Raw genomic sequence first — 25,571 nt, forward strand, 5'->3', positions numbered from 1 at the left:
AATAAACGTCATCGTGAATCGGTAGAGTAAGACGGAATGTCAATTGAGGAAGGACAAGCATGTTCGAACGGTTTACCGACCGTGCACGGCGCGTGATCGTGTTGGCGCAGGAAGAGGCGAGGGCCCTTCAGCACAACTACATTGGCACCGAACACCTGCTGCTCGGCCTGATCCGCGAAGGTGAGGGCGTGGCCGCCAAGGCGCTCGCCTCGAAGGGCGTGGAGCTGGATGCCACCCGCAAGCAGGTCGAAGAGATGATCGGCAAGGGCAACGCGGCGCCGAACGGGCACATCCCCTTTACCCCGCACGCCAAGCAGGTGCTGGAGTTTTCGCTGCGTGAAGCCCTGCAGCTGGGCCACAGCTACATCGGCACCGAGCACATCCTGCTCGGATTGATCCGCGAAGGTGAGGGCGTGGGCACCCAGGTGCTCATCAAGATGGACGTCGATCTGGGCGAATTGCGCAGCGCGACCATCGATATGATCCGCGGCAACTCCGGCACTGGCGACGGCAAGGGCGAACTGGCCAACGCCGGCGGCGTGGCGGACAAGCAGAACAAATCCGGTTCCGCCATCCTCGACCAGTTCGGACGCAACCTGACCGCCGAAGCCGCCGAAGGCAAGCTGGACCCGGTCATCGGCCGCACCAACGAGATCGAACGCGTCATGGTCGTGCTTTCCCGACGCACCAAGAATAATCCGGTGCTGATCGGCGAACCGGGAGTGGGCAAGACCGCCGTGGTCGAAGGCTTGGCCCAGAAAATCCAAGCCGGCGACGTGCCGGAAACCCTGAAGGGCAAGCAGGTCTACTCGCTGGACCTCGGTTCCATGGTGGCCGGCTCCCGCTACCGTGGTGATTTCGAGGAGCGCCTGAAGAAGGTGCTGAAGGAAATCAAGACCCGCGGCGACATCGTGCTGTTCATCGACGAGATTCACACCATCGTGGGCGCCGGCTCGGCCGACGGCGCGCTGGGCGCCTCCGACATGTTGAAGCCGATGCTGGCCCGTGGCGAGCTCCAGACCATCGGTGCCACTACCACCGACGAGTACCGCAAGTACATCGAGAAGGACGCGGCTCTGGAACGCCGTTTCCAGCCGATTCAGGTGCACGAGCCGACCATCGCCGAGACCATCGAGATCCTGAAGGGCCTGCGTTCCCGTTACGAGAACCACCACCACGTGACCATCACCGATGGCGCGCTGCAGTCCGCCGCAGAGCTGTCCAGCCGGTACATCCAGGACCGTAACCTGCCTGACAAGGCCATCGACCTGATCGATGAGGCCGGTGCACGCCTGCGCATCAAGCGCCTGACCGCCCCGCCTGAGCTCAAAGAGCTTGACGAGAAGATCGCCAAGATCGCCGCCGACAAGGACGAGGCCATCAAAGGGCAGGATTTCGAGAAGGCCGCCGAACTGCGCGACAAGCAGGAGAAGCTGGAAGCCGATCGCAAGCAGAAGGAAGATTCCTGGCGCGAAGGCGAGTCCGACGTCAAGATGGTCGTGGACGAGGACGTGATCGCCGAGGTCATCAGCTCCACCACCGGTATCCCGGTGTTCAAGCTGACCCAGGCCGAGTCCAAGAAACTGCTCAGCATGGAGACGGAGCTGCACAAACGCATCATCGGCCAGGATGAAGCGGTTTCCGCTTTGTCACGCTCCATCCGACGCACCCGCGTGGGATTGAAGGACCCGAAGCGCCCGTCCGGCTCGTTCATCTTCGCCGGCCCCACCGGCGTCGGCAAGACCGAGCTGGCCAAGACGCTCGCCGAATTCCTGTTCGACGATGAGGACGCGCTGATTCGCGTGGATATGTCCGAGTTCTCCGAGAAGTACGCGGCTTCGCGGCTCTTCGGCGCGCCTCCGGGATACGTCGGCTACGAGGAGGGCGGCGAGCTCACCGAAAAGGTGCGCCGCAAGCCGTTCTCCGTGGTGCTGTTCGACGAGATCGAAAAAGCTCATCCGGACATCTTCAACACGCTGCTGCAGGTGCTCGATGACGGCCACCTGACCGACGGTCAGGGCCGCAAGGTGGACTTCAAGAACACCATCATCATCCTGACCACCAACCTCGGTACGCGAGACATCGCCAAGGCCGCCAACACGGGCTTCAACCTGGGTGCCAACAACGAGTCCAGCTACCAGCGCATGAAGGACCAGGTCAGCTCCGAATTGAAGCAGCAGTTCCGCCCGGAGTTCCTGAACCGTCTGGACGACATCATCGTCTTCAAGCAGCTCACCGAGCCGCAGGTGCGCCAGATCGTGGATCTGGATGTCAAGCAGCTCAACGACCGCCTGTTCGACCGTCATATGTCGCTCGAACTCACCGACGCCGCCAAGGACCTGCTCGCGCAGAAGGGCTTCGACCCGCTGCTCGGTGCCCGTCCGCTGCGCCGCGTGATTCAGCGTGACATTGAGGACGCCATCTCCGAGAAGATCCTGATGGGAGATCTCGAGGACGGTCAGCGCGTGATGGTGGATGCGGAAGGCGAGGGTATCCTTGGCGAATTCACCTTCAAGGGTGAGAAGTTCAAGGAGCCGGCCGTCGCCGATAAGCCCGCCGAAGCCGGTGCCGCCAACGATGCCGAAACTTCGTCCGAAGCCGCACCCGTGCACGCTGACGATTCTGGCGACGCTGCGCAGGAGTAGCGCATATAAGTAGTTGCGGAGCTCCCCTGTCAAGGGGAGCTGCTGTTTGTGTCGGATTATTGCAGCAGGGCGAGTCCGGTGTCGATGGTCTCCTCGCGGGTAAACAGCGTGCGGCCGTCTGATTGCCGAGGCGTGCGTGGATGCGGTAGCTGAGATCTGCGCCGAGGAATTTGGCGAGTAATCTCCCCTTGCCGACGCATTCGTAGTGACTCGGGTTGCAAAGGCCTGACCCTGATAGTACGGGGTCAGGCCTTTCCCATCCCAAGACGCCGCTAAGAATTCACATGAGAGTCGCCTTCCTAGGCATGGCCGTTCAATCGACGATCCTAGCGTGACTGGTGTGAGCAGGAATATGAAGAACCGGCGGTGGGCCGGCAAGCGATCGGGGATCGCTTTTGGTGCAGTAGCGCTTATCCTTACGGCTCTGGTGGTTCCTTATGCTTGTGCGGGAACCACGGGAGCCGTTCCTTTTTCCGGCGATAATCCATCTTCCGGCACCCGTACGGTGACCATCGCCGACATCACTGATTTTCACGGGCATATCGAACGTGGTGCGGACAACGCCACCGCCTTCACCGTGGCCGACAGCCATAATCCCGGCAATATGATTTCGGTATCGACCGGCGATTTGGTGGGAGGCTCCCCGTATGAGTCGGCGGTGGAGAAGGACCAACCCACGCTGGACATGGCCAAAGCGTGGGGATTGACGATTTCGACGGTAGGCAACCATGAGTTCGACCGCGGTGTGTCTGATTTCAACAATCGTATCGCTGATCCCAGCAACGGCATCGACTGGCTGTGCGCCAACACGTCTGCCGCCAATAAGTCGTCTGACGGGCTGCTGAGCCATGTACGTGACTCTACGATTCGAACGGTGAACGGCAAGCGGATCGGTTTCGTGGGTGCCCTTACTGATGCGCTCGGCTCGGTAGCCACTCCGCAGATTACGCGTGATGCCGATCTTGACGAGCGGGCGGTGGACGCGATCAATCGCGTGGCCCGTGAACTCAAGCGCTCCGGAAAGGTGGATGCGGTGGTGGCCTTGCTGCACGCCGATGCCTCAGCCGCCGCCGATATTGGGCGAGATGTTGATGTGGTATACACCGGCCACAGTCATGCGATCAAGCGTGGTACGACCGCTGGTGGCGCGCCTATTTACGAGGCGGGCAGCTTTGGGCGGAACATGGCCGTGCAGGATTTGATCATCACCGGTGCCGGGCGTCGCGCCACGGTGCGAGTGGCCGACGTTGACCTCGGCAATGGCACCAGCCATACGGCGGTTGACGGCGTGCTGGGCGTGGAAGGGCTTAATGCGCATCCGGCGCAAGCCGCTTGGATGTCTGCCGGTGCTGAGGCGAACGATGAGGTATCGCGCGCTCAGCATATTTACCAGGCGGCGGCAACATATTCGAATCAGGCCGGCAACGCGGTGATTGGCACCTTGGCCTCCGGCGTGAATTTCGACAAACAAGGTTCGGATAAGCACGGGAATACGGTCGGTGTGCTGGTGGCGGACGCGAACCGCGAGTCAATCATGAAGCATGTGTATGCCGGAAATCGTTTGCCGGTAATCGGATTTTCGAATAATGGCAGTCTGCGGACTCCACGGCTTGACATGAATGGCGATGGCAAAGTCACTGTGCGCGAGGTGGATAGTCTCATGGCCTTGCAGTTCAAGGCCGCGCATGAGACGCTCACCGGGCGCGATGTGAAGAGAGTGCTCGCCGAGCAATTCCACCGTGACGATGGGCGACTGGAGCGGCGCTGGCTCGGCATCTCCTCGAACGTGACGTATCGGTATGCCGAATGCGGCACGACCGGTGGGAGCGGCAATGCCGATGCCGCCGCTGATACTGATGCCGCCGCTGACGAGTGTGCTGCCGACGAACATGCGGCGGTTCGTATCGTGAACCTCACCGTTGACGGCCGACCGATTGCGGACGATGACTTGGTGATTATCGCGTCCAATTCATATCTGCTTCAGGGCGGCGACAGTTACCTCGCCTTCCGTGCCGGAACCAATTACGGCGAGCTGAATATGCCATACAGTCAGCCGTTGCATGAATATCTGGCCGCACATCAAGGGCTCAGGCAGTTGGTGCAGCACCGGTAGGAACTCAGGCGTAAGACACCAATTACTGGGTGGCTAAGGAACTATGGGTTGAAGCTATGAGTATAGGGCAGGAGAAAACGGCATAAATATGACGAAGCTCCCCTCGCTGAGGGGAGCTGTCGCCGTAGGCGACTGAGGGGAGTTTACGGTATAACCGTAAACTCCCCTCAGCCAGCTTTGCTGCCAGCTTCCCTTAGAGGGGAACCTGGCACGAGATCCTTACTTGATGGCGTTCAGCCACTGCTCCTTGGTGGCCTTCTCGGCTTCGAGCTTGGCCTTCTTCTTCGGGTCGGACTCGGCCGCGATCTTGGCGTCGAGCTCGGCGAGCTGGGCGTTGAGCTGCTCCTCGAAGCTGGACTTGCGGGCGTCGGCCTCCGGATCGGTCTGCTTCCAAGCGGCATCCTCGATGGCCTTGATCTGCTTGTCAACGGCGTCGAGACGGTTCTCGATGCGGCGCATATCGTCACGCGGCACGTAACCGATCTGATCCCACTCTTCCTGAATCTTGGCCAGCTCCTGGCGGGCCTTCTTGGCCTCGGCGTCGGTCTTCACCGGCACCAGAGCCTCGGCCTTGACCAGCAGAGCCTCCTTGGCAGCCAGATTTTCCTTCTCGGAGGAGTTGATCTGATCGCGATCGGCCTGACGAGCGTTGAAGAAGGTGTCGGCGGCTTCACGGAACTTGGCCCACAGCTCGTCGTCCTCGTTACGGCCAGCGCGGCCGGCCTTCTTCCAACGGTCCATCAGATCGTTGAACTTGCGGGAAGTTTCACCCCAAGCGGTGGAATCCTTGAGCTCGTTGGCCTCGGCGATAATCGCTTCCTTGGCTTCCTTGGCGGCTGTACGCTCGTTGTCGCGAGCCTGAGCCCACTTGCGGCGAGCCTGGTTGAAGGTGGTGCGGGCGGCGGAGAAGCGCTTCCACAGCGCCTCGGCCTCCGGCTTGTCGATGCGCACGGTGGTGCGCTGGTGGTTCTGCCACTCGTCGAACAGGTTGCGGAACTTGTCGGCGGTGGAGCGCCAGTTGGTGTTGTCGCCCAGGGAGGCCGCCAGAGCTTCGGCCTTCTCGACGATGGTGGTGCGCTCGGCGACGGCCTTGGCCTGAGCGGCCTTGCGCGCTTCGGCGATCTCGGCCTTCTTGGCCTCGCCGGCGGCCTTCAGTTCCACGTAACGGGCCTTGAGGGCCGCGAGGTCGCCGACCACCGCCGGTTCGGCGGTTTCTTCGCCCAGCAGCTTCACGGACTCGTCGATTTCACGGGTCTTGATGTTGGGGGAGGTCAGGCGCGCGGCCAGCAGATCGAGCTTGGCCTTGAGATCCAGGAAGCGACGGGCGTACAGTGCCAGCGCCTCCTCCTTGGAGGCGTCCGGGAACTGTCCGACCTCACGTTCGCCGTCGCCGTCCTTGACGAAGACGGCACCGTTGTCATCGACCCGGCCGAAAGCTTCGGCGGCTTTGACGTCGGCCTCGGAATAGGCGGCGGGGGCGGCCGCGGGGGCGGCGGCATGCTGCTTGACCGTGGGAGTCTTCTTGGCGAAGGCGGCGGGGGAGGGCGCGTGCGGTTTCGGCATGGAAGCGGGGGACGGAGTCGGCGCCGGCGTGGCCGCGCTGGCCTCGGGTGCGGGTGTCGTTGCCTGCTCTTCGGGCGCAGCGGTGTTTACGGGTTCGGTGACAGTTTCGTCGGCCATGGCCAGCTCCTTAAAGCGTAGAATGCATAAGCGGGAGCGTCTCCCATCCCGGGCGAACCAGGAAGTTTTGACGCAACCCTCACCTATTATATTGATTTCGTGGCTAAAGGTGCATCAATATCAGGATTCCCGGAGTGGCTCCCCTCCGAACGTGTTGTGGAGCAGCGTGTTATCGATACGCTTCGTAAGGTTTTTGAGCTCAACGGCTTCATCGGCATTGAGACGCGAGCGGTAGAAACCGGCGCTTCTTTGCTGAAAAAGGGCGAGACCAGCAAGGAGATTTACCTGCTGAGCCGTTTGCAGGAGGTCGGTCATGAATCCGACACTCCGATTGAAGAGCGTTTGGGCCTGCATTTCGATCTGACCGTGCCGCTGAGCCGGTATGTGGTCGAGCACTCGGGTGCGTTGGCGTTCCCGTTCAAGCGCTGGCAGATTCAGAAGGTGTGGCGTGGCGAGCGTCCGCAGGAAGGCCGCTTCCGCGAGTTCGTGCAGGCCGACATCGACGTGATCGGCGCCGGCGACCTGCCCGACCACTATGAAGTGGAACTGCCACTGGTCATGGTCTCCGCGCTGGAAGAGCTGCGCGCGTATGGCCTCCCCAAGGCCACCGTGCACGCCAATAACCGCAAGCTGTCTGAAGGCTTCTACCGCGGCCTTGGTCTGACGGATGTCGAGGGCGTGCTGCGCGAGATCGACAAGCTCGACAAAATCGGTGCCGGTGAGGTGGCCCGATTGCTCACCGAGACCTGCGGCGCCACCGAAGCACAGGCACGCGCCTGCCTCGAATTGGCCGAGCTCAACGCCTCCGACGGTGCCGAGCTTGCCGCCAAGTTCGATGCGCTGTGCGAGGCTCACGGCATCGTCAAGGATTCCGAGGCCTACACGCTGGCTCGTCAGGGACTCGATACCCTGGCCATGATCGTCGACGAAGCCGCCGTCATCCGCCCCGGTTCCGTCATCGCCGACCTGAAGATCGCCCGCGGTCTCGACTACTACACCGGTTCCGTCTACGAGACCTTCCTCGACGGTGCCGCATCACTCGGCTCCATCTGCTCCGGTGGCCGTTACGACAATCTCGCCTCCCAGGGCAACCGCAAGTACCCGGGCGTGGGCCTGTCCATCGGCCTGAGCCGACTGGTCAGCTACATGCTGCACACCGCCGGCGCTCACGCCAACCGTGTCAGCCCGGCCGCCGTGCTGGTCGCTGTGTGGAATGAAGAGGACCGCCCGGCCGCCAATCGTATTGCGAACCAACTGCGTGCGCGCGGCATCGCTACTGACGTGGCGCCCACCGCGGCCAAGCTCGGCAAGCAGATCAAGTACGCAGACAAACTCGGCATTCCGTACGTGTGGTTCCCGTCCACCGCTGCCGAAGGTGCGGAAGGCGCAGAGCCCGCTGGCGACGAGGTCAAGAACATCGTCACGGGCGAGCAGGTTGCCGCCGATTGCACGTCGTGGGAGCCGGATACTGTGGTTGCCCAGCAAACCGTCGAAATCTGACGTATTCGCGCGAAAAATCGAGGAGAAACAAGATAATGAGCCAGACGGCTTACAGAACACATCATGCCACCGAAGTGACCGAGGCCCTGGTCGGCCAGAAGGTCACCCTCGCCGGTTGGGTTGACCGTCGCCGCGATCACGGTGGCGTGGCCTTCATCGACCTTCGTGATTCGACCGGCCTCGTGCAGGTCGTCATTTACGACGAGGATATGGCCCGCCCGCTGCGCAGCGAGTTCGTGATTCAGATTACCGGCGAGGTGCGCCTGCGCCCGGACGGCAACGAGAACACCCACCTGGCCACCGGCAAGATCGAAGTCGTGGCCGAGACCATTGAGATCCTCGCCAAGGCCGACGCCCTGCCGTTCCAGGTCTCCACCGCCCTCGAGAATGAGTCCGAGAACAAGCTGCCTGGCGAGGACGTGCGTCTGAAGTACCGTTACCTCGACCTACGCCGCCCGTCCATGCAGCACAATCTGAAGCTGCGTTCCGACATGGCTAAGGCCGCCCGCCACGCGCTGGAAGACATGGACTTCACCGAGGTCGAGACCCCGACCTTCATTAAGTCCACCCCGGAAGGCGCCCGCGACTTCGTGGTGCCGGCCCGTCTGGTGCCCGGTTCCTGGTACGCCCTGCCGCAGTCCCCGCAGCTCCTCAAGCAGCTGCTCATGGTCTCCGGTGTCGAGCGTTACTACCAGCTCGCCCGCTGCTACCGTGATGAGGACTTCCGCGCCGACCGTCAGCCCGAGTTCACTCAGCTCGATATGGAGATGGCCTACGTGGACCAGGAAGATGTGATGGCCATGACTGAGAAGGTCATCGCCGCCATCTGGAAGTCCGCCGGCTATGAGGTCCAGCTGCCGCTACCGCGCATCACCTGGAAGGATGCGATGGACAAGTACGGCTCCGACAAGCCAGACCTGCGCTTCGGCAACCCGTTGGTGGAGCTGACCGAGTACTTCAAGAACACGCCGTTCCGCGTGTTCCAGGCCCCGTACGTGGGTGCCGTGGTCTTCAAGGGCGGTGCCGCCACGCCGCGTCGTCAGTTCGACGCTTGGCAGGATTGGGCTCGTCAGCGTGGAGCCAAGGGCCTTGCCTACGTGGTCTTCGGCGAAAACGGCGAGCTCAAGGGCCCCGTCGCCAAGAACCTGTCCGATGAGGAGCGCAACGGCCTGCGCGAGGCCGTTGGTGCCGAGGAAGGCGACGCCGTGTTCTTCGCCGCCGGTTCTCGCGAGTCTGCCCAGCTGTTGCTGGGTGCCGTGCGTGTGGAGCTCGCCTCCCGTGAAGGCCTGCTGGATCCGAAGAAGTTCGCTTTCACTTGGGTCGTGGACTTCCCGCTGTTCAAGCCCACCGACGATCCGGATGATGACGATGTGGCCGTCGGACACTCCAAGTGGACCTCCATGCACCACCCGTTCACCATGCCCTCCAAGGATTGGATCGACAAGTTCGACAAGGACCCCGAGCACGCCATGTCCGATTCCTACGACATCGTCTGCAACGGTGAGGAGATGGGCGGCGGTTCCGTACGTATCCACCGCGACGACATCCAAGCCCGTGTGCTCGATGTGCTGGGCATCACCAAGGAAGAGGCCGACGAGAAGTTCGGCTTCCTGCTTGAGGCATTCAAGTATGGCGCTCCGCCTCACGCGGGTCTGGCCCTTGGTTGGGACCGCACCGTGTCCATCCTGGCCGGTGCCGACTCCATCCGCGACGTCATCGCCTTCCCGAAGGCCGGCGGCGGCCGCGACCCGCTGACCGGTGCTCCGGCCCCGATCTCCGACGAGCAGCGCGCCGAGACCGGCGTCGACTACGACCCGGACGCCGACGAAAACTAATCTACGGAGCGTATGCCGCCTTTCCTCAGCACTCGACGCACCTTAGTGCGCCTTCGGCTTCGAACGGCGGTATACGCACGCGTAGATTAATTTTCGAGGAGTAATGCTCCGGTGCTATTAGCCGCAAATGGCCCTTGGAATTATTCCAAGGGCCATTTGCTTTTTGCGGGTGGGGCCCAATGTGCCAAATACCTGCTAAGGTGTGCCAGATACTCCGCCCGATGGCACCTCCGCCATGCGGCAAACCTCGCACCATGCGGTGTCCTCCTTGGCGTTTGCCGATTATCCTTCCATGGGGCGGTAACTTCCTCATGGGGCGGTAAACAACCCATGGGGCGGTGAAAACCCCATGGGGCGGTAGGTCAAAATGGCTTAATTCCGCGGTTTTACAATTTCTTCAAACCGCCCCATGAGCAAATTGCCGCCCCATGAGGGAATTGCCGCCCCATGAGGAGCGATCGCAACTCCGTATTTGATTAATGCTGTGATGCTTTGTTGTGTTTTGCTTGTTTCCGCCTCCTGTATTCCCCTTTGCGCGCATTGATGGTAAGGCTGCCGTCTATTAATACCCGGCATGAAGGTTGAGGACGGCCAGGAAGCGGTATTTGCATCGCGGTGGCAACCTCTTGTGCGAAGGCACGTTGTTTGGCGGTGTTCCACAGGTCATCGGCGAACACCTCGATGACGGTCCAGCCCAATTGCCGCAGACGTCGACGTTTTTGCTGGTCCCGCACATATTGTTTGCGGAAGCGACGGTGATGATCGCCATCATATTCAATAGCGACTTTGTATTGTGGATAAGCCATGTCAACGGTATAGGTGTATCCGTTCTCTGAATCGGTAATGCCGTATTGTGTTTGCGGTATGGGCAGGCCGAAAAGCATAAGCGCCAAGCGTGTACGAGTTTCCTGAACGGAATCCGATGGTTTTACGAGCTTCAGCGCCGCCTCACAACGCGCACGGCCAATAACGCGGTGAAAGGCTGTTAGTCGTTGAGTGAATTGTTCAATGGCATATCCATAACGTCTGATGAGCGCTTCAGCCAGCACCACTAATTCAGTGAGGTTGAGATATTGGGCAAACTGTATCCACGCATCCATGGGATGCATGCAGATTACGCCGTTTGAGAAAGCGATACTGTTGAACTTTGCATTCCATATGCGATAGTCGACATTGTCCAATGAAGAGCGGGTCCCTTTGCTCCTCACCGTCACATAAAAGTCCTTCTGTGGCAACGTGCTGTGCCTCGGCAACTCCACGCCGCATAATTCCAATGCGGTATACAGTGAGAAACACAACGTGCGTTTCGTGCGCACTTTGCCCAGCAGATTCCAACAGGCCGTGTTCTTGGCCGTGGCTTTGGCGTCAAGATCTTTGCGCAGATAGTTGTTGATTTCGCCATTGTGCGGCGCTTCGCTGTATCCGTTCATGCGCCGAGCGTAGCGCATTCCACGGTGGCACAGGGGCAAAACTGGAAAATGGGGATAACTTAAGCGGCGCGAACCGGTTATCCACCGGCATATCGTGCGCTGCGTCCGGTTATCCACCGCGCTTCGGGAGTGTCATCCACCGTATAACACCTTCATCGCGTGCTAACAGCTAGCCACGCTCAAAATGCCTGGCGCATTTATACGAATACGACATGGGAAACGGCGAGACCAGCTCCACGCAATACAAAGTGACCGCCAGCCATGCGCCCGACTGCGGCATGAATGGCAACAACACCAACGACACCAAGGCCAAACATGGAATCAGCAGATAGGACAACACATGCCAGCTCTGCCATCGCAGCAACGTCTCGGCCACCACGCAGCAGGCAATCAGCGCACAGCAGACGCCGCGCGATGCGCGACTCAGCGCGAATGTATGCCGATGCCCAATGCCGTTTTCCCCAGTGAGACGCATGCCACCATCGTCCCACTGCTGGCCCCAACTCATCCTGGGGCAAAAGTCGGTCGGCCTCCCGCGATGTTTCCGGAAACGGGAGACATGCCGAAGTCGCTTATGCCGCCATCACGATGTCTGATGCGGAAATGAGACATCGACTGAGCAACTGTGTGGACATACTGTGTACACATTGGAAACGTCGGTGTGCTATCCTCCCACTCATGTCTGAAACGAACAATGAAACAGCAGTGCGTTCGCGCACGACAAGCACAACATCACCAAGCAAGGCCAAATTGACCCCGCTGGTTCCCGACAAAGAGGACCTGAACCGTCCGCTAGTCGAACTAACCCACGTCGAAAAGCACTTCGGTGCTTTGCACGTCCTCAAGGACATCAACCTGACTGTCACCAAGGGTGAGGTGCTGGTGGTCGTGGGCCCGTCCGGCTCAGGCAAGTCCACGATGTGCCGCACCATTAATCGCCTCGAGACCATCGATTCCGGCGACATCCGCATCGACGGCAAGCCCCTGCCACAGGAAGGCAAGGAGCTCGCGAACCTCAGGGCCGAAGTTGGCATGGTGTTCCAGTCGTTCAACCTGTTTGCCAACAAAACCATTCTTGAAAACGTGACGCTGGCCCTCATCAAGGTGCGTCACATGGACAAGAAGGAAGCCGAGCAACTGGCCATGGACCTGCTCGCCCGCGTGGGCGTCGACTCCCAGGCCAGCAAGATGCCCTCCCAACTCTCCGGCGGCCAGCAGCAGCGTGTGGCCATCGCCCGCGCGCTCGCCATGCGCCCCAAGGTCATGCTGTTCGACGAGCCCACCTCCGCACTCGACCCGGAAATGGTCAACGAAGTGCTCGACGTGATGGTCGAACTCGCGCATGAAGGCATGACGATGATCTGCGTGACCCACGAGATGGGCTTCGCGCGCAAGGCCGCCGACCGCATCGTCTTCATGGCGGACGGCCAGATTCTCGAAGAGAACACGCCCGACGAGTTCTTCGAGCATCCGCAGACCGACCGTGCCAAGGACTTCCTCTCGAAGATCCTCACCCACTGAAAGACGGGTACGCAATCCAATGACATTCACCAATACGTTCAAACGGAAGGCTTGCCGCGTGATCGCCGCGCTCGCCGCCGTGGCCTGCACAATGTCGCTGGCCGCCTGCGGCGCGGACGAAACCGGCAAGATCCGCATCGGCATCAAATTCGACCAGCCCGGCCTGGGCTTCAAGAAGTCCGGCACCTACGTGGGCTTCGACGTGGACGTGGCCAAGTACATCGCCAAGAAACTCGGCTATTCCGAAGACCAGATCATCTGGAAGGAAGCCCCCTCCAAGCAGCGTGAGGCCATGATTCAGAACGGCGACGTGGACATGATCCTCGCCACCTACTCCATCACCGACGAGCGCAAGAAGGCAGTCTCCTTCGCCGGCCCGTACTTCGTGGCCGGACAGGATCTGCTCGTGCGCAAGGACGACAACTCCATCAACGGCCCCGAAGACCTGAACGGTAAGCGCCTATGCTCCGTCACCGGTTCGACCTCCGCCGCCACCGTCAAGGAGAAGTTCGCCTCCGAAGTCCAGCTTATGGAACAGCCCGGTTACGCCGAATGCGCCACCGCCCTGTTCTCCGGCATCGTGGACGCGGTAACCACCGACGACATCATCCTGGCCGGCCTGGCCTCTGCCTCGCGCGGCAAGCTCAAGGTGGTCGGCAAACCGTTCACGCAGGAACATTACGGCGTGGGCATCAAGAAGGGCGACACGCAGCTGGCCACCAAAATCAACAACGCCATCGTGGACATGATTCAGGACGGCTCGTGGGAGAACGCCATCAGCGATAACACCAAGGGCGTCGACTACACGCCCGACGTACGCTACAACCCGCCAACCCCGAACGAAGGAGAGGACCGATGAACGGATTCATGGAACTTCTCGGCCACTATGACGTGTTCGGCGCCTTTCTGGTCAACCTCGAGCTGACCTTGTGGTCGGCCTTGTTCTCCACGGTCATCGGCGTGGTTCTCGTGGTCATGCGCATCTCGCCGATCTCCTCGTTGCGCGCCGTCGCCGGTGCGTATGTGGAACTGTTCAAGAACCTGCCGCTGACCATCATCATGGTGTTCATGGTGCTGGGTGCCTACGCGCAGCTGAAGCTCAGCTTCTCCGACACCTTCGCCACGAACTTCTTCTGGCTCGCGGTCACCGGCCTGAGCCTGTACACGGCGGCGTTCGTGTGCGAATCTCTGCGTTCGGGCATCAACACCGTGCCGATTGGCCAGGCCGAGGCCGCACGAGCGCTGGGCTTGGGCTTCATGCAGTCCGCCACCGAGATCATTCTGCCGCAGGCCTTCCGAGGCTCCGTGGCACCGCTCGGCAACACGCTGATCGCCCTGCTCAAGAACTCCACCGTGGCCGCCGCCGCATCCGTGGCCACCGAAACATCCTCGCTGATGAGCGAGATGATCGAATTCCGTCCCGACGTGATCATCCAAATCTTCCTGATCTTCGCGCTCGGCTACGTGATCCTGATCATCCCCATCGGCATGCTCACCACGTACCTGTCCAACAAACTCGCCGTAAGGAGGTGACGGATATGGCCGATACTTCGAATTCCGTGCTGTTCGACGCGCCAGGTCCCAAGGGCCGGCGCACCATTCGCATCGTCAACTGGATCGCGGGCATTCTGTTCGCGGTGGTGCTCGTGTTTATCCTCATGCGCCTGCACAACCCGCCGGACGGCGAGAACCAGCTCAGCTGGGAGCTGTGGAAGCCCGCCGTCGAACGAGAGGCGTGGACCGACTTCTACCTGCCCGGACTGTGGATGACCATCAAGGCCACCGTCCTGGCCGTGGTGGGTGCTGTGGTGTTCGGCCTGGTGTTCGGCGTGGGCCGACTGCTGCCGAACCCGCTGGTACGTGGCGTTTCCGCCGTGATCGTCGAGTTCTGCCGTGCGGTGCCGGTGCTGCTGCTCATGATCTTCTTCTGGCGATGGTTCGCGTTCGCGGGCCTGCCCAGCCCGTCCTATTGGGCCGTGGTGCTGGCCTTGGTGCTGTACAACGGTTCGGTGGTCGCCGAACTGGTGCGCTCCGGCGTCGGCAATCTGCCGGGCGGCCAGCGCGAGGCCTCGCTCGCTTTGGGCCTGACCGAAACACAGTCGCTCATGGAGATCGAGGTGCCGCAGGCCGTCTACGCCATGCTGCCGGCCGCCGTCACCCAGCTGGTCGTGGTGTTGAAGGACACCGCTCTGGGCTCGATCATCATGTACACCGATCTGCTGCAGGAATCGCGCCGACTCGGCTCGATGTACTTCAACATCCTGCAGACGCTGGTCATGGCTGCGGTGATCTACTTCGTCGCCTGCTGGCTGCTGTCGAGGCTCGCCGAATGGCTGCCCTCGCGCATGCAGCAGCGTACGGCCGCACCCGCCGAGCCCGAGCCGCTGGCGCCGATCGCCGCCGGCGACCCGTCCAATGTCAACCAGATCGCTGTGGCCAAGGAAGTCGAAGAGCTGCCGTTTGGTGGTGCGCCGCGCAAATACCATGTGCATCACCGCGGCACCAACGCCTCGATTCGCAACTGGCAGCGCACCCGCTACGAACAGGGATATGACGCCACCCAGCCCGAGTCACAGGTTGACCCGGAAACCGGCGAATTCCAGGAGTCTCAAAAGCCTGAGGACAAGCCAGAGGCCTGACGGTCAGCTCAATCGCCGCTAAGCCGGCACGAAGAATTTACTGAGTGTTTGACTGGGCTCCGGCTACGTAGCTTTCACGGAGGATAGGTTGGAACATATGAAGATGTTCCGGCACCTATCCTCCGTTTTTGCTATTGCGACCATTGCGCCGCTGGCGTTGGCGGCCACGCTAGCCGCGACGCCCGCAATCGCACAGGCCGACCAGCTGCCCAACCCGGATTGGGTGGCATTGCTCTCCGACTACGAAAAGAACTATTGGCAGGCCCCCACCGATGCCGAACACGGTGGCAAGGTGCTCCACGCCGATACCATGAAACTCGACGAAGATTTGGCCGTGGCCATTAACCACAAAGCCGCCGAAAATCTCGATAAGGATGGCCTGAACGCCCAACGCAAGCGTGCACTCGTCGACTCCGATCTGCAAGCCGAGGAAACCATGCCGGACGCGCTCGGTCCGGTGCTTGGCAAATATATGAGCGAAGGGCTCAAATCCGGGAAACTCAACGCCGTCGCCGATATCTTCTCCTTTAACGTGGCCTCCACCTACGCCTCAAAACGTGCGGCCATGCATCCGCGCCCTTATCTGAACCGTGCGGAAAGCAGCTACGGCGGCACTAACGATCTCGCCGGACTGCCCGCCACGCTCGATATCAAACAATCGCCCTCATGGCTCGAACACATGCCCGGCTACTCGAACTTGCAGAAAAACAGTTCCTACCCCTCCGGCCACACTACCGGCGCCTATTCGTGGGGTATCGCGCTGGCCGGAATGATTCCCGAACTTGCGCCGCAAATCATGGCCCGCACTTCGGAGGCCGGCAACAACCGCATCGTGCTCGGCGTGCATTATCCGCTTGACATCATGGGTGGGCGCATTGGCGCATCCGCCCAGAACGGGCAGTACTGGCATAACGAATTCGCTTCGTCCATCGTGCCCGCGTCCCGGCAGCTGCGCGACTATCTGGTGTCCCGCTGCGCCGCGGACGGCCACGGCACTACGCTCGCCGCCTGCATCGCCAACACCAAGGCCTCCGGTTCGGGCGGCTACACCAACGATTTTCTGGACCCAGTGGCCACCGAGCCGGTCGTGGACCAAGCCTCGGCCGTGCGCGTCTACACCGCACGCCTGACCTACACCTTCCCGCAAGACACCGCCCAGTCCGGCGCTGATCTCGTGGCCCCGCGCGGGGCGGCGGACGTGCTGCGACTGGCCTATCCCGAACTGCACGCCGATCAGCGCAACGCGATTTTGAAAGCCACTGCCTTGGATTCCGGATACCCCCTATGGCAATCGAGCGACGGCTGGCAGCGTATCAACTGGGCCAAAGCCCTGTGCGCCCGCGTCACCTTGGATAAGCACGGCGATGTGGCCAAGGTCGAGACCGCCGACCAGGTGGCGCTTACCGGCCCGAGTGTGGTCAATGCCCAGTACGCCGACGCGGGTAATCATCCGGCGTCTGATAGCTCGGCGGGTGAAAACAGCGCCATTGCGGCCGGGCCGGATCTCGCCACCCTCCATGCCGCGCAACGACCGGCGTTGATCAGCGTAGCCATCGGTACCGCTGTAATCGCGATTGTCGGCGGAATACGGACGGTTCGACGCAAATCCAAGAACCAGCTTCAGCGGTAATTCAGCCAAAGTTCAGTTTGGAGATTTACCGAGTTTGCCTTCATACGGTGTCGGCTTCATCTCCCTCCCATACCCTCGGGGGGTGTCATCCGCCGAAAAGCATCATGCGGCGGTGGCACAACCCGAGGAAGGAACGGGAGTAATGTTCCACACCAACAATTTCACCGCGATGTCACGGCGCGCCATCGCGCTGCTCACCGCTGCGGTGACACTGAGCAGCATCGCCCTGATCGGCGTGCCCGCTGCGACTGCGGACGAGCAGCAGGCCACTGCCGAACAGAACACGGCTGCCAAATCATCCGTAATCATCAACGAGGTCTATGCCGGCAATACGAAAAACGCCGGAGACCCGGATAGCAAGCGTTGCGATTGGGTCGAGCTCAAGAACTGCACCTACTTCGACATTGCCGACGGTGCCAGGTAATTGGTGCAAAGCCAACAATTACGGTCTGAACGACTGCATGCCTATAGATTTGCAGTAACAAGTGAAATGTGAATGTCGCTACGTTGCTAGGTCTCCTGAGTTACAAGACGTACAATCGGGAGCATGGCCAAGGACGACGACAGAACCAACAAGCCTGAAGAGGCCGGCAAGTGGGGTACAGCCGGAAAATCCTCAGGAAAAAACAACAAGAACGGCAAGGGAAAGGAATCCAAAACCGATCGACGGATCGACAAGGTATTACAGCTCGCGGTGGATCGCATAGACACCATCGACTCCAGTGCCAGCGTGCCTGAACGACTGGCGCGTGCGGCGAAATCCAGTGAACTGCTCAGCGCCGTATGGTCGTTGCCGCCCGCTCAACGTCTTATGTTCCACCACGGCATGCAGGTCACTGATGTCGAAGGCGATTCCACTCCCGGATTCGACGGCAATAAAGAGGACGCCGAGAAGTTCATTTCGATCAGCGCCTCCGAAATCGCCCGATACCAGCGGCTCATGTACGCGAATGGCGTCAAAGGCTCGACACGGCGGCTGCTCATCGTGCTGCAAGGCATGGATGCCTCCGGCAAGGGCGGCATCGTGCGTCACGTGTTCAGCCAAGGTGACCCGATGGGCATCCATTACCATGGCTTCGGCAAGCCTGCTGCCGAGGAGCTCGACCACGACTTCCTCTGGCGCGTAAAGCTTGAATTGCCCAAGCCGGGGTGGATTGCCGTATTCGACCGCTCCCATTATGAAGATGTGGTCATGCCGCACGTCTATGGCACCTATCCCGAAGACGTATGGCGTGCCCGCTACGACCAGATCAACGATTTCGAACGTGAACTGGCCGCCAGCGGATGCGCCATCCTCAAGATCTTCCTCGTGGTAAGCCAGGAAGAACAGAAAAAACACTTCCTCGGGAGACTGGACGATCCCACCAAGTTCTGGAAATTCGACATCTCCGATCTCGAGGCCCGCGACCGCTGGGATGAGTATATGGCCGCATGGCAGGAGGTGTTCGAGAAAACCAGCACGGCCGCCGCACCTTGGTACCTCGTACCGGCCGATAACCGCTGGTATTCGCGAGCAGTGGTCTCCGAACTGCTGCGCACCACCTTGAAGAACATGAACATGACCTGGCCGCCCCTCGAACCCGAGGTGGACCCCGACGAGGTGCGCCGCCGGTTGGCGTGAGCGATCCTCCCACTGACGGAGCCAAGCGCATGGCACGGCTCTTCGCATGGCTCCGCCCGCTGGCGGGAGGCGCCGCATAGCGACGGAGGGTGGCTCGTGCCGCCGGAATAGGCCACTAGGTAGACTGAGCATTATGACTGACGAGAAGGAATACGGATCCCTGGGGCGGATGGCCCCCGAATGGGACGGTAACGAGCGCGAACGGAATCTTACGGCCGATGACATCTACGAACGATTCTTCGGCTGGGTGGAAGACGTCAAAGGCATCGAACCATGGCCGCATCAGGAAGAGGCCATTATGGACCTCTTGGCCGGCGACCATGTGATTTTGAACACCCCGACCGGTTCGGGCAAATCGCTGGTGGCGCTTGGCATGCACTTCGCCGCCCTGTGCACTGGCCGCCGCTCCTATTACACCGCTCCGATCAAGGCGCTGGTGTCGGAGAAATTCTTCGACTTGGTCGAAGTGTTCGGCCGCGACAACGTCGGCATGATCACCGGCGACAGCCACATCAACGCGGACGCGCCGATCATCTGCTGCACCGCCGAAATCCTCGCCAATCAGGCTTTGCGCGAAGGCACCCATGCCGACGTGGGCCTCGTGGCGATGGACGAATTCCATTATTACGGTGATCCGGAGCGCGGTTGGGCGTGGCAGGTGCCACTGCTCACGCTGCCGCAGACCCAGTTCCTGCTGATGAGCGCCACGCTCGGCAATGTGGACGCCATTGCCGACAATCTCTCGGATCTGAACGACACCTCGGACGTGGATGTAATCGCCGACGCGCCGCGACCGGTGCCGTTAAGCTACGAATACACGCTCGATCCGATGGAAAAAACCGTGGAACTCGCCTTCCGCAACGGCGAAACCCCGATTTATGTGGTCCATTTCTCACAGGACGCCGCGCTGGAGACCGCGCAGGCGCTCGCCTCCACTGGCGTGTCCAGCAAGGAACAGCGCCAAGCCATCGCAGAAGCCATCAAAGGCGTCAAATTCACCACAGCCTTCGGCAAGATTCTGCAGCGACTGCTGCGCACCGGTGTCGGCATCCATCATGCCGGAATGCTGCCTCGCTACCGCCGCCTGGTCGAACAGCTCGCCCAGCAGGGTCTGCTGCCCGTGATCTGCGGCACCGATACATTGGGCGTCGGCATCAATGTGCCGATTCACTCCGTGGTGCTCACGGCCCTGACCAAGTTCGACGGCACCAAGATGCGCCGCCTGCGCGCCCGTGAATTCCACCAGATCGCCGGACGAGCCGGTCGTATGGGATTCGATACCGAGGGACTGGTGATCGCCGAGGCTCCCGAATACGAAATCGAAAACCAGAAGGCCATCGCCAAGGCCGGGGGAGACCCGAAGAAGCTCAAGAAGGTCAAGCGCAAGAAGGCTCCGGAAGGTTTTGTGACCTGGAACCAGAGCACGTTTGACAAGCTCATCGACGCCGAACCGGAGACCCTGGTCCCGCACCTGAAAATCACGCATTCGATGGTGCTCAACGAAGTGGCGCAGGGCGGCGACGCCCGTGCCCGTATCGACGATCTCATCGACGATTCCGCGCAGACCCCCGACCAAAAGGAGCATCTGCACCAGCGGGCCGACGAGATCTTCCAAACCCTGTTCGATACCGAAGTCATCGAAACCGAGGACCGCAAGGACGGCGGCAAGGACTACTACATGACCCTTGATATGCCGGACGACTTCGCCCTCGACCAGCCGCTCTCCCCGTTCCTGCTGGCCGCGCTCGAACTGCTGGACCCCGAGTCCGACACCTATGCGCTGGACGTGATCTCCATGGCCGAGGCCACGCTCGAAGACCCCAAGCAGGTGCTGCGTGCCCAGGAGCGTCAGGCCCGAGACAAGGCGATGGCCGATATGAAGGCCGACGGACTCGACTATGACGAGCGTATGGATAAGCTGCAGGAGATTACGTATCCGAAGCCACTGGAAGACATGCTCGAAGCCGCGTTCGACCAGTACCGCCACGATGTGCCGTGGGCCAACGACTACTGGCTGTCGCCGAAATCCGTGGTGCGCGACATGGTGGAAACCGCCTCCGACTTCACCGGATACATCACCCGATACAACATCGCCCGCTCCGAAGGTACCCTGTTGCGCTACCTCTCGGACGCCTACCGCACGCTGGCGCGTACCGTGCCGCCCGAAAAACGTGACGAGCAACTCGAAGACATCATCTCCTGGCTGCGCGTGCTCGTGCGCTCCATCGACTCCTCGCTGGTGGATGAATGGGAGAACGCCGGCGATTCCGCCGACCAGTCCGAGGCGGCGGCCTCCTTGGCGGCGCCGGGCAAGAAGAACGCGGTGGTCGAGGACCGACGAGGCCTTATCGTGCTGATCAGAAACGCCATGTTCCGCCGTGTGCAGCTTATGGACCTCGACCAGCCGGACAAGCTCGGCGCGCTCGACAAAGACTGGGGCTACGGCGTGCACGAATGGGAAGATGTGCTCGACGACTACTACGACGAGCACGAGTACGTGGGCATCGGCGCCGAAGCGCGCTCGCCCGAACTGTTCATGTTGGATGACAAGCATGAGAACGACGAGCATACATGGAAGGTGCGTCAGATTATCGATGATTCCGATGGCGATCACGACTGGGCCATCGAAGGCATCGTGGACCTCGACGCCACCCAAGACACCGGCGAAGTAGTCTTCCATGACTACAAGGTGAGTAACTGATTCCTTTCTTGGCTCCCCTCTCTGAGGGAAGCCAAGGTGTAGCTCGAACGTCTGTTCGAACACTGGGGTACTATAGGACGTTATGAGTGAGAACGATTTGTTTGGGGCGGCTGATGCGCCGGAGTCGATGACACGGCCGTTGGCGGTGCGCATGCGTCCACGCACTTTGGACGAGGTGATTGGCCAAACGCAGGTGTTGGGCCAGGGCTCGCCGCTGCGCCGCCTCGCCAATCCGGCCAGCAAAGGCAGTCTCACCGCGCCGAGCTCCGTAATCCTGTTCGGCCCTCCAGGCGTCGGCAAAACCACGCTCGCCACCATCGTGGCCGGCCAATCCGGCCGCGTGTTTGAGGAACTCTCCGCCGTGACATCCGGCGTCAAAGACGTGCGCGACGTACTCACCCGCGCTCACGAACGGCTCGTGTCACGCGGCCAGGAAACCGTACTGTTCATCGACGAGGTGCATCGCTTCTCCAAATCCCAGCAGGATGCGCTGCTTCCCGCCGTCGAAAACCGCGACGTGACCTTTATCGGCGCCACCACCGAGAACCCGAGCTTTTCCATCATCAAACCGTTGCTCTCCCGTTCGGTGGTCGTCAAGCTTGAGTCATTGGAGCCTGATCAGCTCACCGAACTGGTGCAGCGCACGCTGACTGATGACCGCGGTCTCAAGGGCGAGGTCAAAGCCACGGACGAAGCCATCGCCGATATCGTGCGCATGGCCGGTGGCGACGCACGCAAGAGTCTCACGATTCTGGAGGCCGCGGCTGGCGCGGTCACCGGCGACGAAGCCCGCAAAAAGGGCGCACGCCGACCCATCATCACCCCCGAAATCGTGGCTACGGTAATGGACACCGCCACCGTGCGCTACGACAAAGACGGCGATGACCATTACGACGTGATTTCCGCATTCATCAAATCCATGCGGGGCTCCGATCCGGATGCCGCCATCCATTATCTGGCGCGCATGCTGAAAGCGGGTGAAGATCCGCGCTTCATCGCCCGTCGCATCATGATTGCCGCCAGCGAGGAAGTCGGCATGGCCGCCCCGCAGATTTTGCAGGTCACCGTGGCCGCGGCGCAGGCCGTGGCGCTGGTCGGCATGCCTGAGGCACGTATTATTTTGGCCGAAGCCACGATTGCCGTGGCCACCGCGCCCAAATCAAACGCCAGCTATAACGCCATCAACCAGGCGCTCGCGGACGTGGATGCCGGCAAGATCGGCGCTGTTCCGCTGTATTTGAGGAACGCCCCCACCAAGCTTATGAAAGAGTGGGGCAACCACGAGGGCTACAAGTATGCGCACGATTGGCCCGGTGCCGTGGCGCCGCAGGAATATATGCCCGAAGAGCTGCGTGGCACCGAGTACTACCATCCCAACGATCGTGGCTACGAACACGAAGTCAGCCAGCGTCTCGCCCGAATCCGCACGATACTGCACGGTGACGAATCCGGGCGGGAGGCGTCGCGGGCCGCGGACTGACGGTCTTAGGCGCGCCGGCGTGAGGCGCGAATGCGGAACGCGGTGGCCAGACAGCACCAGCCAATCAGGCAGATAACCGTCATCGTGGCAAACGTCCATGTGCCGCCGACGGCAGTGGCATGAGCAAACTCAGCGGTGCCTTCTTCTCCTGCGCCGGCCTGAGCCACGGAAAGAATCGTGGAGAACAGTGCGGTACCGGCAGCGCCGCCAAACTGAAGACACGTGTTGAAAATGGCGTTGCCGTCCGGCTTGAACCCGGGAGAGACCTCCGACAGGCCACTGGTCATCACATTCGCATTGCCGATGGAATAGAACAGACCGAAAATGAAATAGAATCCGGCGAGCAGCACGGGCGTAAGCTGCATCGAGAACACCAGCATAAGCACTGGGCCCAAAATAGCGATGCCGATCGGAATCAGAATCGGCTTGACCGCGCCGAACTTATCGTAGAACCAGCCGCCAAGCGGGGCACAGACAGCGCCGACCAGTGCGCCGGGCAGCACCAGAGAGCCGGCCACAAATGCCGTGGTGCCGAGCGAAAGCTGTGCCACATTGGTGATGACATAGCCGTAGCCGATGGCGACCAATGGCAGCAGCAGATATGCGCAGGCGTGTAACAGTACGGCGGGATCCTTGAGAATGCCAAGGCGCAGCAGCGGGGAGAAGGCACGCTTGGAACTCATGGCGAACACGATCAACAAGGCGAGGCCCACAATCAGACTGACAATGGCGATAATGCCGGAGCGTGTGGCTGACTTGCCGGACACCGCCGCACTGATGGCCATGCCACCTTGGTTCAGCGCCAGCACCAGACCGACCAGCGCGACAACAATGGACCAAAGCTGAATCGGGTCAAGATAGGCAGCCTCGGTCGGTGTCTTCTGCTCAATGCACTTCATGCCGATGAATGCTGCGATTAGCACCAGCGGAATGGCGATGACGAAGATCGCGCGCCACGGCAGCACTGTGGTCACCGCGCCGCCGACGGTCGGGCCGATGGCCGGAGCCACGGTAATGACCAGCGATCCTACGCCCATCAATCGGCCGATCTTCGAACGAGGAGACTGCTCCAGAATGATGTTGATCATCAACGGCGTGGCCACGCCTGAGCCAATGCCCTGAATAATGCGGGCGACAATCAGCAGCGGGAAGGCTTGGGCGACGATCATGATCAGCGAGCCAACGATGGCCAGAATCACAGCCGCAAGAAAAATGGTTTTCAGTGCGAATCGGCGCTTCAAAAACGAGCTGATGGGCATGGTGGCGGCCACCGCCAACAGATAAATCGTGGTAATCCATTGCACAGTGGCCGTGTCGACATGGAATTCGCGCATCAGGGCGGGGAAAAGCACGGTCATCACGGTTTCGGTCAGAATGCCAATGAAGGCAAGTGAGCCGACAGCCACAATCGCGCCGATAAGACGTGTGGGAATCTTCTCGTTATCAATATGCTGCTCAGGCATACATGCTCCTAAACGTTCGGTTGCAATGTATGGAATGTAAGGTTTACCAACCGGCGTAGGTACCTGTGCGTGCGGATAAACCGGCAATCGTACTGCCTTGGCTGCACGCTATGGAATCACAAAACCACCTGTGAGTGTACGGTTCGGGGCGGACGCTACGGTCGATGCGCAATGGGCTGTCCCTTGGTTGGGTGGGGTTTGATGGGGCGGGTTCGGCATTGGTCCGGCGGGGCGGGTTCGGCATTGGTTCAGCATGAGGAAACACGCGATAATATCCGCCCTGCCGCCTAGTTTGGTGAACCATGGGTATTGAGAACACGCATAAGCTGATTGTCAACTGCCTGCCTCTCAACGAAGGAGAACGACGGGCTTTCGCCAAGGCGGCCCGCGATGTGCCGCAGGAATTCGTGGGCGACGAAGCGCACCGCGGCGACATGGTCTGGTCGGCCGCTGTTCCCGAGGAGCTTCGCTCCCGAGCTACCGCAGTCATCGGCAACTTTCCGGTCTCGCAGGCTTCCCAATACACCCGTCTTGAATGGTTGCAGACCTTCAGCGCCGGTGTGGATGCGTACATCCGCCCGGGTGTGCTGCCTTGCGGCACCATGGTCACCAATGCGAGCGGCGCGTATGGCCAAAGCGTGTCGGAACACATGTTCGCCACCATGTGGGCATTGATGAAGAACCTCAACCGGTATGCCTCCAATCAGCACGATCATCAGTGGCAGGATGAAGGCCCGGTATTGAGCCCGGAAGGTGGCATCGCGCTGATTATCGGCGTCGGCGACATCGGGTCGCATTTCGCTCAGCTTGCCCAATCCGTAGGTATGCGTACCTTCGGCGTGCGCCGTCATGCGGACGTGCCGGCCAAGGGCATTGAAAAGATGTATGGCTTCGAGCGGCTGGAAGCACTGCTGCCATTGGCGGACGTGGTGGCGATGGCGGTGCCGCGCTCGCCGCAGACCCATCATCTGCTGAATGCGGATCGTCTGGGTCGTCTGAAATCCACGGCCATCGTGACCAATGCCGGGCGTGGCGACGCCATCGATCACGAGGCCTTGGCCGACGCCTTGCACAATGGACGGCTCCACGGTGCCGGGTTGGACGTCACCGAGCCTGAGCCGTTGCCGGCGGAAAGTCCGTTGTGGGATGAGCCGCATTGCCTGATCACCCCGCATGTGGCCGGCGGCAATCATTTGGAAAAGACTTCCGAACACATCATCCGCATCGCCCTCACCAACGTTTCCCGCTATGCCAAACATCAGGAACTGTTGAATCTCGTGCGATACTGATTCGCCTGTATCAGGTGTACATGA

18 protein-coding genes are annotated in these 25,571 nt (G+C 60.8%); 14 read left to right on the forward strand and 4 right to left on the reverse strand.

The annotated features are described in order from the left end of the window. Positions 1-59: 59 nt before the first annotated feature. A complete protein-coding gene (locus FYJ31_RS06865; RefSeq protein ID WP_154536342.1) occupies positions 60-2,645 on the forward strand; it encodes an ATP-dependent Clp protease ATP-binding subunit in 2,586 nt (861 codons plus the stop codon). A gap of 352 nt (positions 2,646-2,997) precedes the next feature. Further along, complete coding sequence (locus tag FYJ31_RS06875; protein ID WP_154536343.1) at positions 2,998-4,758, forward strand: 5'-nucleotidase C-terminal domain-containing protein; 1,761 nt, start codon at positions 2,998-3,000, stop codon at positions 4,756-4,758. 219 nt (positions 4,759-4,977) lie between these two features. On the opposite strand, the gene FYJ31_RS06880 is transcribed toward FYJ31_RS06875, so the two are convergent. Further along, entirely contained in the window at positions 4,978-6,438 is a 1,461-nt protein-coding gene (locus tag FYJ31_RS06880; protein ID WP_013141108.1) for a DUF349 domain-containing protein, read from the reverse strand. A gap of 99 nt (positions 6,439-6,537) precedes the next feature. Between FYJ31_RS06880 and hisS the strand changes: the two genes are divergently transcribed. Together hisS and aspS are read left to right on the forward strand one after the other, a co-directional pair. Next, positions 6,538-7,938: a histidine--tRNA ligase gene (gene hisS, locus FYJ31_RS06885; RefSeq protein WP_326831192.1), complete on the forward strand. Its 1,401-nt coding sequence runs from the start codon at positions 6,538-6,540 to the stop codon at positions 7,936-7,938. A gap of 35 nt (positions 7,939-7,973) precedes the next feature. Continuing rightward, positions 7,974-9,773, forward strand: a complete 1,800-nt coding sequence (aspS, locus tag FYJ31_RS06890) for an aspartate--tRNA ligase (protein WP_065472200.1) — start codon at positions 7,974-7,976, stop codon at positions 9,771-9,773. A gap of 476 nt (positions 9,774-10,249) precedes the next feature. Here the strand turns inward: aspS and FYJ31_RS06895 are convergent, their stop codons facing one another. Together FYJ31_RS06895 and FYJ31_RS12455 are read right to left on the reverse strand one after the other, a co-directional pair. Next, positions 10,250-11,203: an endonuclease domain-containing protein gene (locus FYJ31_RS06895; RefSeq protein WP_143724457.1), complete on the reverse strand. Its 954-nt coding sequence runs from the start codon at positions 11,201-11,203 to the stop codon at positions 10,250-10,252. Between the two features lie 169 nt (positions 11,204-11,372). Beyond that, positions 11,373-11,678: a hypothetical protein gene (locus FYJ31_RS12455; protein WP_195839466.1), complete on the reverse strand. Its 306-nt coding sequence runs from the start codon at positions 11,676-11,678 to the stop codon at positions 11,373-11,375. Between the two features lie 203 nt (positions 11,679-11,881). On the opposite strand from FYJ31_RS12455, the gene FYJ31_RS06905 reads away from it, so the two are divergent. The 9 genes from FYJ31_RS06905 to FYJ31_RS06945 all read left to right on the forward strand — a co-directional run bounded on the left by FYJ31_RS06905 (position 11,882) and on the right by FYJ31_RS06945 (position 22,795). Further along, the gene (locus FYJ31_RS06905; protein WP_161786186.1) at positions 11,882-12,724 is read left to right on the forward strand and encodes an amino acid ABC transporter ATP-binding protein; all 843 of its coding nucleotides are present in this window, start codon (positions 11,882-11,884) and stop codon (positions 12,722-12,724) included. A 19-nt stretch (positions 12,725-12,743) separates the two neighbouring features. Further along, positions 12,744-13,583, forward strand: a complete 840-nt coding sequence (locus FYJ31_RS06910; RefSeq protein WP_012577100.1) for a glutamate ABC transporter substrate-binding protein — start codon at positions 12,744-12,746, stop codon at positions 13,581-13,583. Then, entirely contained in the window at positions 13,580-14,257 is a 678-nt protein-coding gene (locus FYJ31_RS06915) for an amino acid ABC transporter permease (protein ID WP_065435557.1), read from the forward strand. The genes FYJ31_RS06910 and FYJ31_RS06915 overlap by 4 nt, the downstream gene beginning before the upstream one ends. Before the next feature lie 5 nt (positions 14,258-14,262). Continuing rightward, entirely contained in the window at positions 14,263-15,363 is a 1,101-nt protein-coding gene (locus tag FYJ31_RS06920) for an amino acid ABC transporter permease (protein WP_154536344.1), read from the forward strand. A gap of 97 nt (positions 15,364-15,460) precedes the next feature. Continuing rightward, entirely contained in the window at positions 15,461-16,993 is a 1,533-nt protein-coding gene (locus FYJ31_RS06925) for an acid phosphatase (protein WP_065472208.1), read from the forward strand. A 142-nt stretch (positions 16,994-17,135) separates the two neighbouring features. Next, positions 17,136-17,417, forward strand: coding sequence for a lamin tail domain-containing protein (locus tag FYJ31_RS06930; protein ID WP_229773900.1), 282 nt, complete (start codon positions 17,136-17,138; stop codon positions 17,415-17,417). A gap of 123 nt (positions 17,418-17,540) precedes the next feature. Continuing rightward, entirely contained in the window at positions 17,541-18,614 is a 1,074-nt protein-coding gene (locus tag FYJ31_RS06935) for a PPK2 family polyphosphate kinase (protein ID WP_154536345.1), read from the forward strand. Positions 18,615-18,747: 133 nt separating this feature from the next. Beyond that, entirely contained in the window at positions 18,748-21,315 is a 2,568-nt protein-coding gene (locus FYJ31_RS06940; RefSeq protein WP_154536346.1) for a DEAD/DEAH box helicase, read from the forward strand. A gap of 82 nt (positions 21,316-21,397) precedes the next feature. Then, positions 21,398-22,795 (forward strand): replication-associated recombination protein A, encoded by a 1,398-nt coding sequence (locus tag FYJ31_RS06945; protein WP_154536347.1) that lies wholly within the window; start codon positions 21,398-21,400, stop codon positions 22,793-22,795. Positions 22,796-22,800: 5 nt separating this feature from the next. Here FYJ31_RS06945 and FYJ31_RS06950 read toward each other — a convergent pair whose 3' ends face one another. Continuing rightward, complete coding sequence (locus FYJ31_RS06950; RefSeq protein ID WP_154536348.1) at positions 22,801-24,258, reverse strand: MFS transporter; 1,458 nt, start codon at positions 24,256-24,258, stop codon at positions 22,801-22,803. Between the two features lie 302 nt (positions 24,259-24,560). Between FYJ31_RS06950 and FYJ31_RS06955 the strand changes: the two genes are divergently transcribed. Then, positions 24,561-25,547, forward strand: a complete 987-nt coding sequence (locus FYJ31_RS06955; RefSeq protein ID WP_195839467.1) for a D-2-hydroxyacid dehydrogenase — start codon at positions 24,561-24,563, stop codon at positions 25,545-25,547. The last annotated feature ends 24 nt before the right edge of the window (positions 25,548-25,571 follow it).

It is taken from the genome of Bifidobacterium sp. WCA-178-WT-4B (assembly GCF_009696495.1).
Classification (GTDB): Bacteria; Actinomycetota; Actinomycetes; order Actinomycetales; family Bifidobacteriaceae; genus Bifidobacterium; species Bifidobacterium infantis.

Bases quoted from the DNA above. Each gene is read 5' to 3' on its own strand.
- FYJ31_RS06865 (WP_154536342.1), top strand. From the start codon at position 60: ATGTTCGAACGGTTTACCGACCGTGCACGGCGCGTGATCGTGTTGGCG.
- FYJ31_RS06875 (WP_154536343.1), top strand. From the start codon at position 2,998: ATGAAGAACCGGCGGTGGGCCGGCAAGCGATCGGGGATCGCTTTTGGT.
- FYJ31_RS06880 (WP_013141108.1), bottom strand. From the start codon at position 6,438: ATGGCCGACGAAACTGTCACCGAACCCGTAAACACCGCTGCGCCCGAA.
- aspS (WP_065472200.1), top strand. From the start codon at position 7,974: ATGAGCCAGACGGCTTACAGAACACATCATGCCACCGAAGTGACCGAG.
- FYJ31_RS06895 (WP_143724457.1), bottom strand. From the start codon at position 11,203: ATGAACGGATACAGCGAAGCGCCGCACAATGGCGAAATCAACAACTAT.
- FYJ31_RS12455 (WP_195839466.1), bottom strand. From the start codon at position 11,678: ATGCGTCTCACTGGGGAAAACGGCATTGGGCATCGGCATACATTCGCG.
- FYJ31_RS06905 (WP_161786186.1), top strand. From the start codon at position 11,882: ATGTCTGAAACGAACAATGAAACAGCAGTGCGTTCGCGCACGACAAGC.
- FYJ31_RS06910 (WP_012577100.1), top strand. From the start codon at position 12,744: ATGACATTCACCAATACGTTCAAACGGAAGGCTTGCCGCGTGATCGCC.
- FYJ31_RS06915 (WP_065435557.1), top strand. From the start codon at position 13,580: ATGAACGGATTCATGGAACTTCTCGGCCACTATGACGTGTTCGGCGCC.
- FYJ31_RS06920 (WP_154536344.1), top strand. From the start codon at position 14,263: ATGGCCGATACTTCGAATTCCGTGCTGTTCGACGCGCCAGGTCCCAAG.
- FYJ31_RS06925 (WP_065472208.1), top strand. From the start codon at position 15,461: ATGAAGATGTTCCGGCACCTATCCTCCGTTTTTGCTATTGCGACCATT.
- FYJ31_RS06930 (WP_229773900.1), top strand. From the start codon at position 17,136: ATGTTCCACACCAACAATTTCACCGCGATGTCACGGCGCGCCATCGCG.
- FYJ31_RS06935 (WP_154536345.1), top strand. From the start codon at position 17,541: ATGGCCAAGGACGACGACAGAACCAACAAGCCTGAAGAGGCCGGCAAG.
- FYJ31_RS06940 (WP_154536346.1), top strand. From the start codon at position 18,748: ATGACTGACGAGAAGGAATACGGATCCCTGGGGCGGATGGCCCCCGAA.
- FYJ31_RS06945 (WP_154536347.1), top strand. From the start codon at position 21,398: ATGAGTGAGAACGATTTGTTTGGGGCGGCTGATGCGCCGGAGTCGATG.
- FYJ31_RS06950 (WP_154536348.1), bottom strand. From the start codon at position 24,258: ATGCCTGAGCAGCATATTGATAACGAGAAGATTCCCACACGTCTTATC.
- FYJ31_RS06955 (WP_195839467.1), top strand. From the start codon at position 24,561: ATGGGTATTGAGAACACGCATAAGCTGATTGTCAACTGCCTGCCTCTC.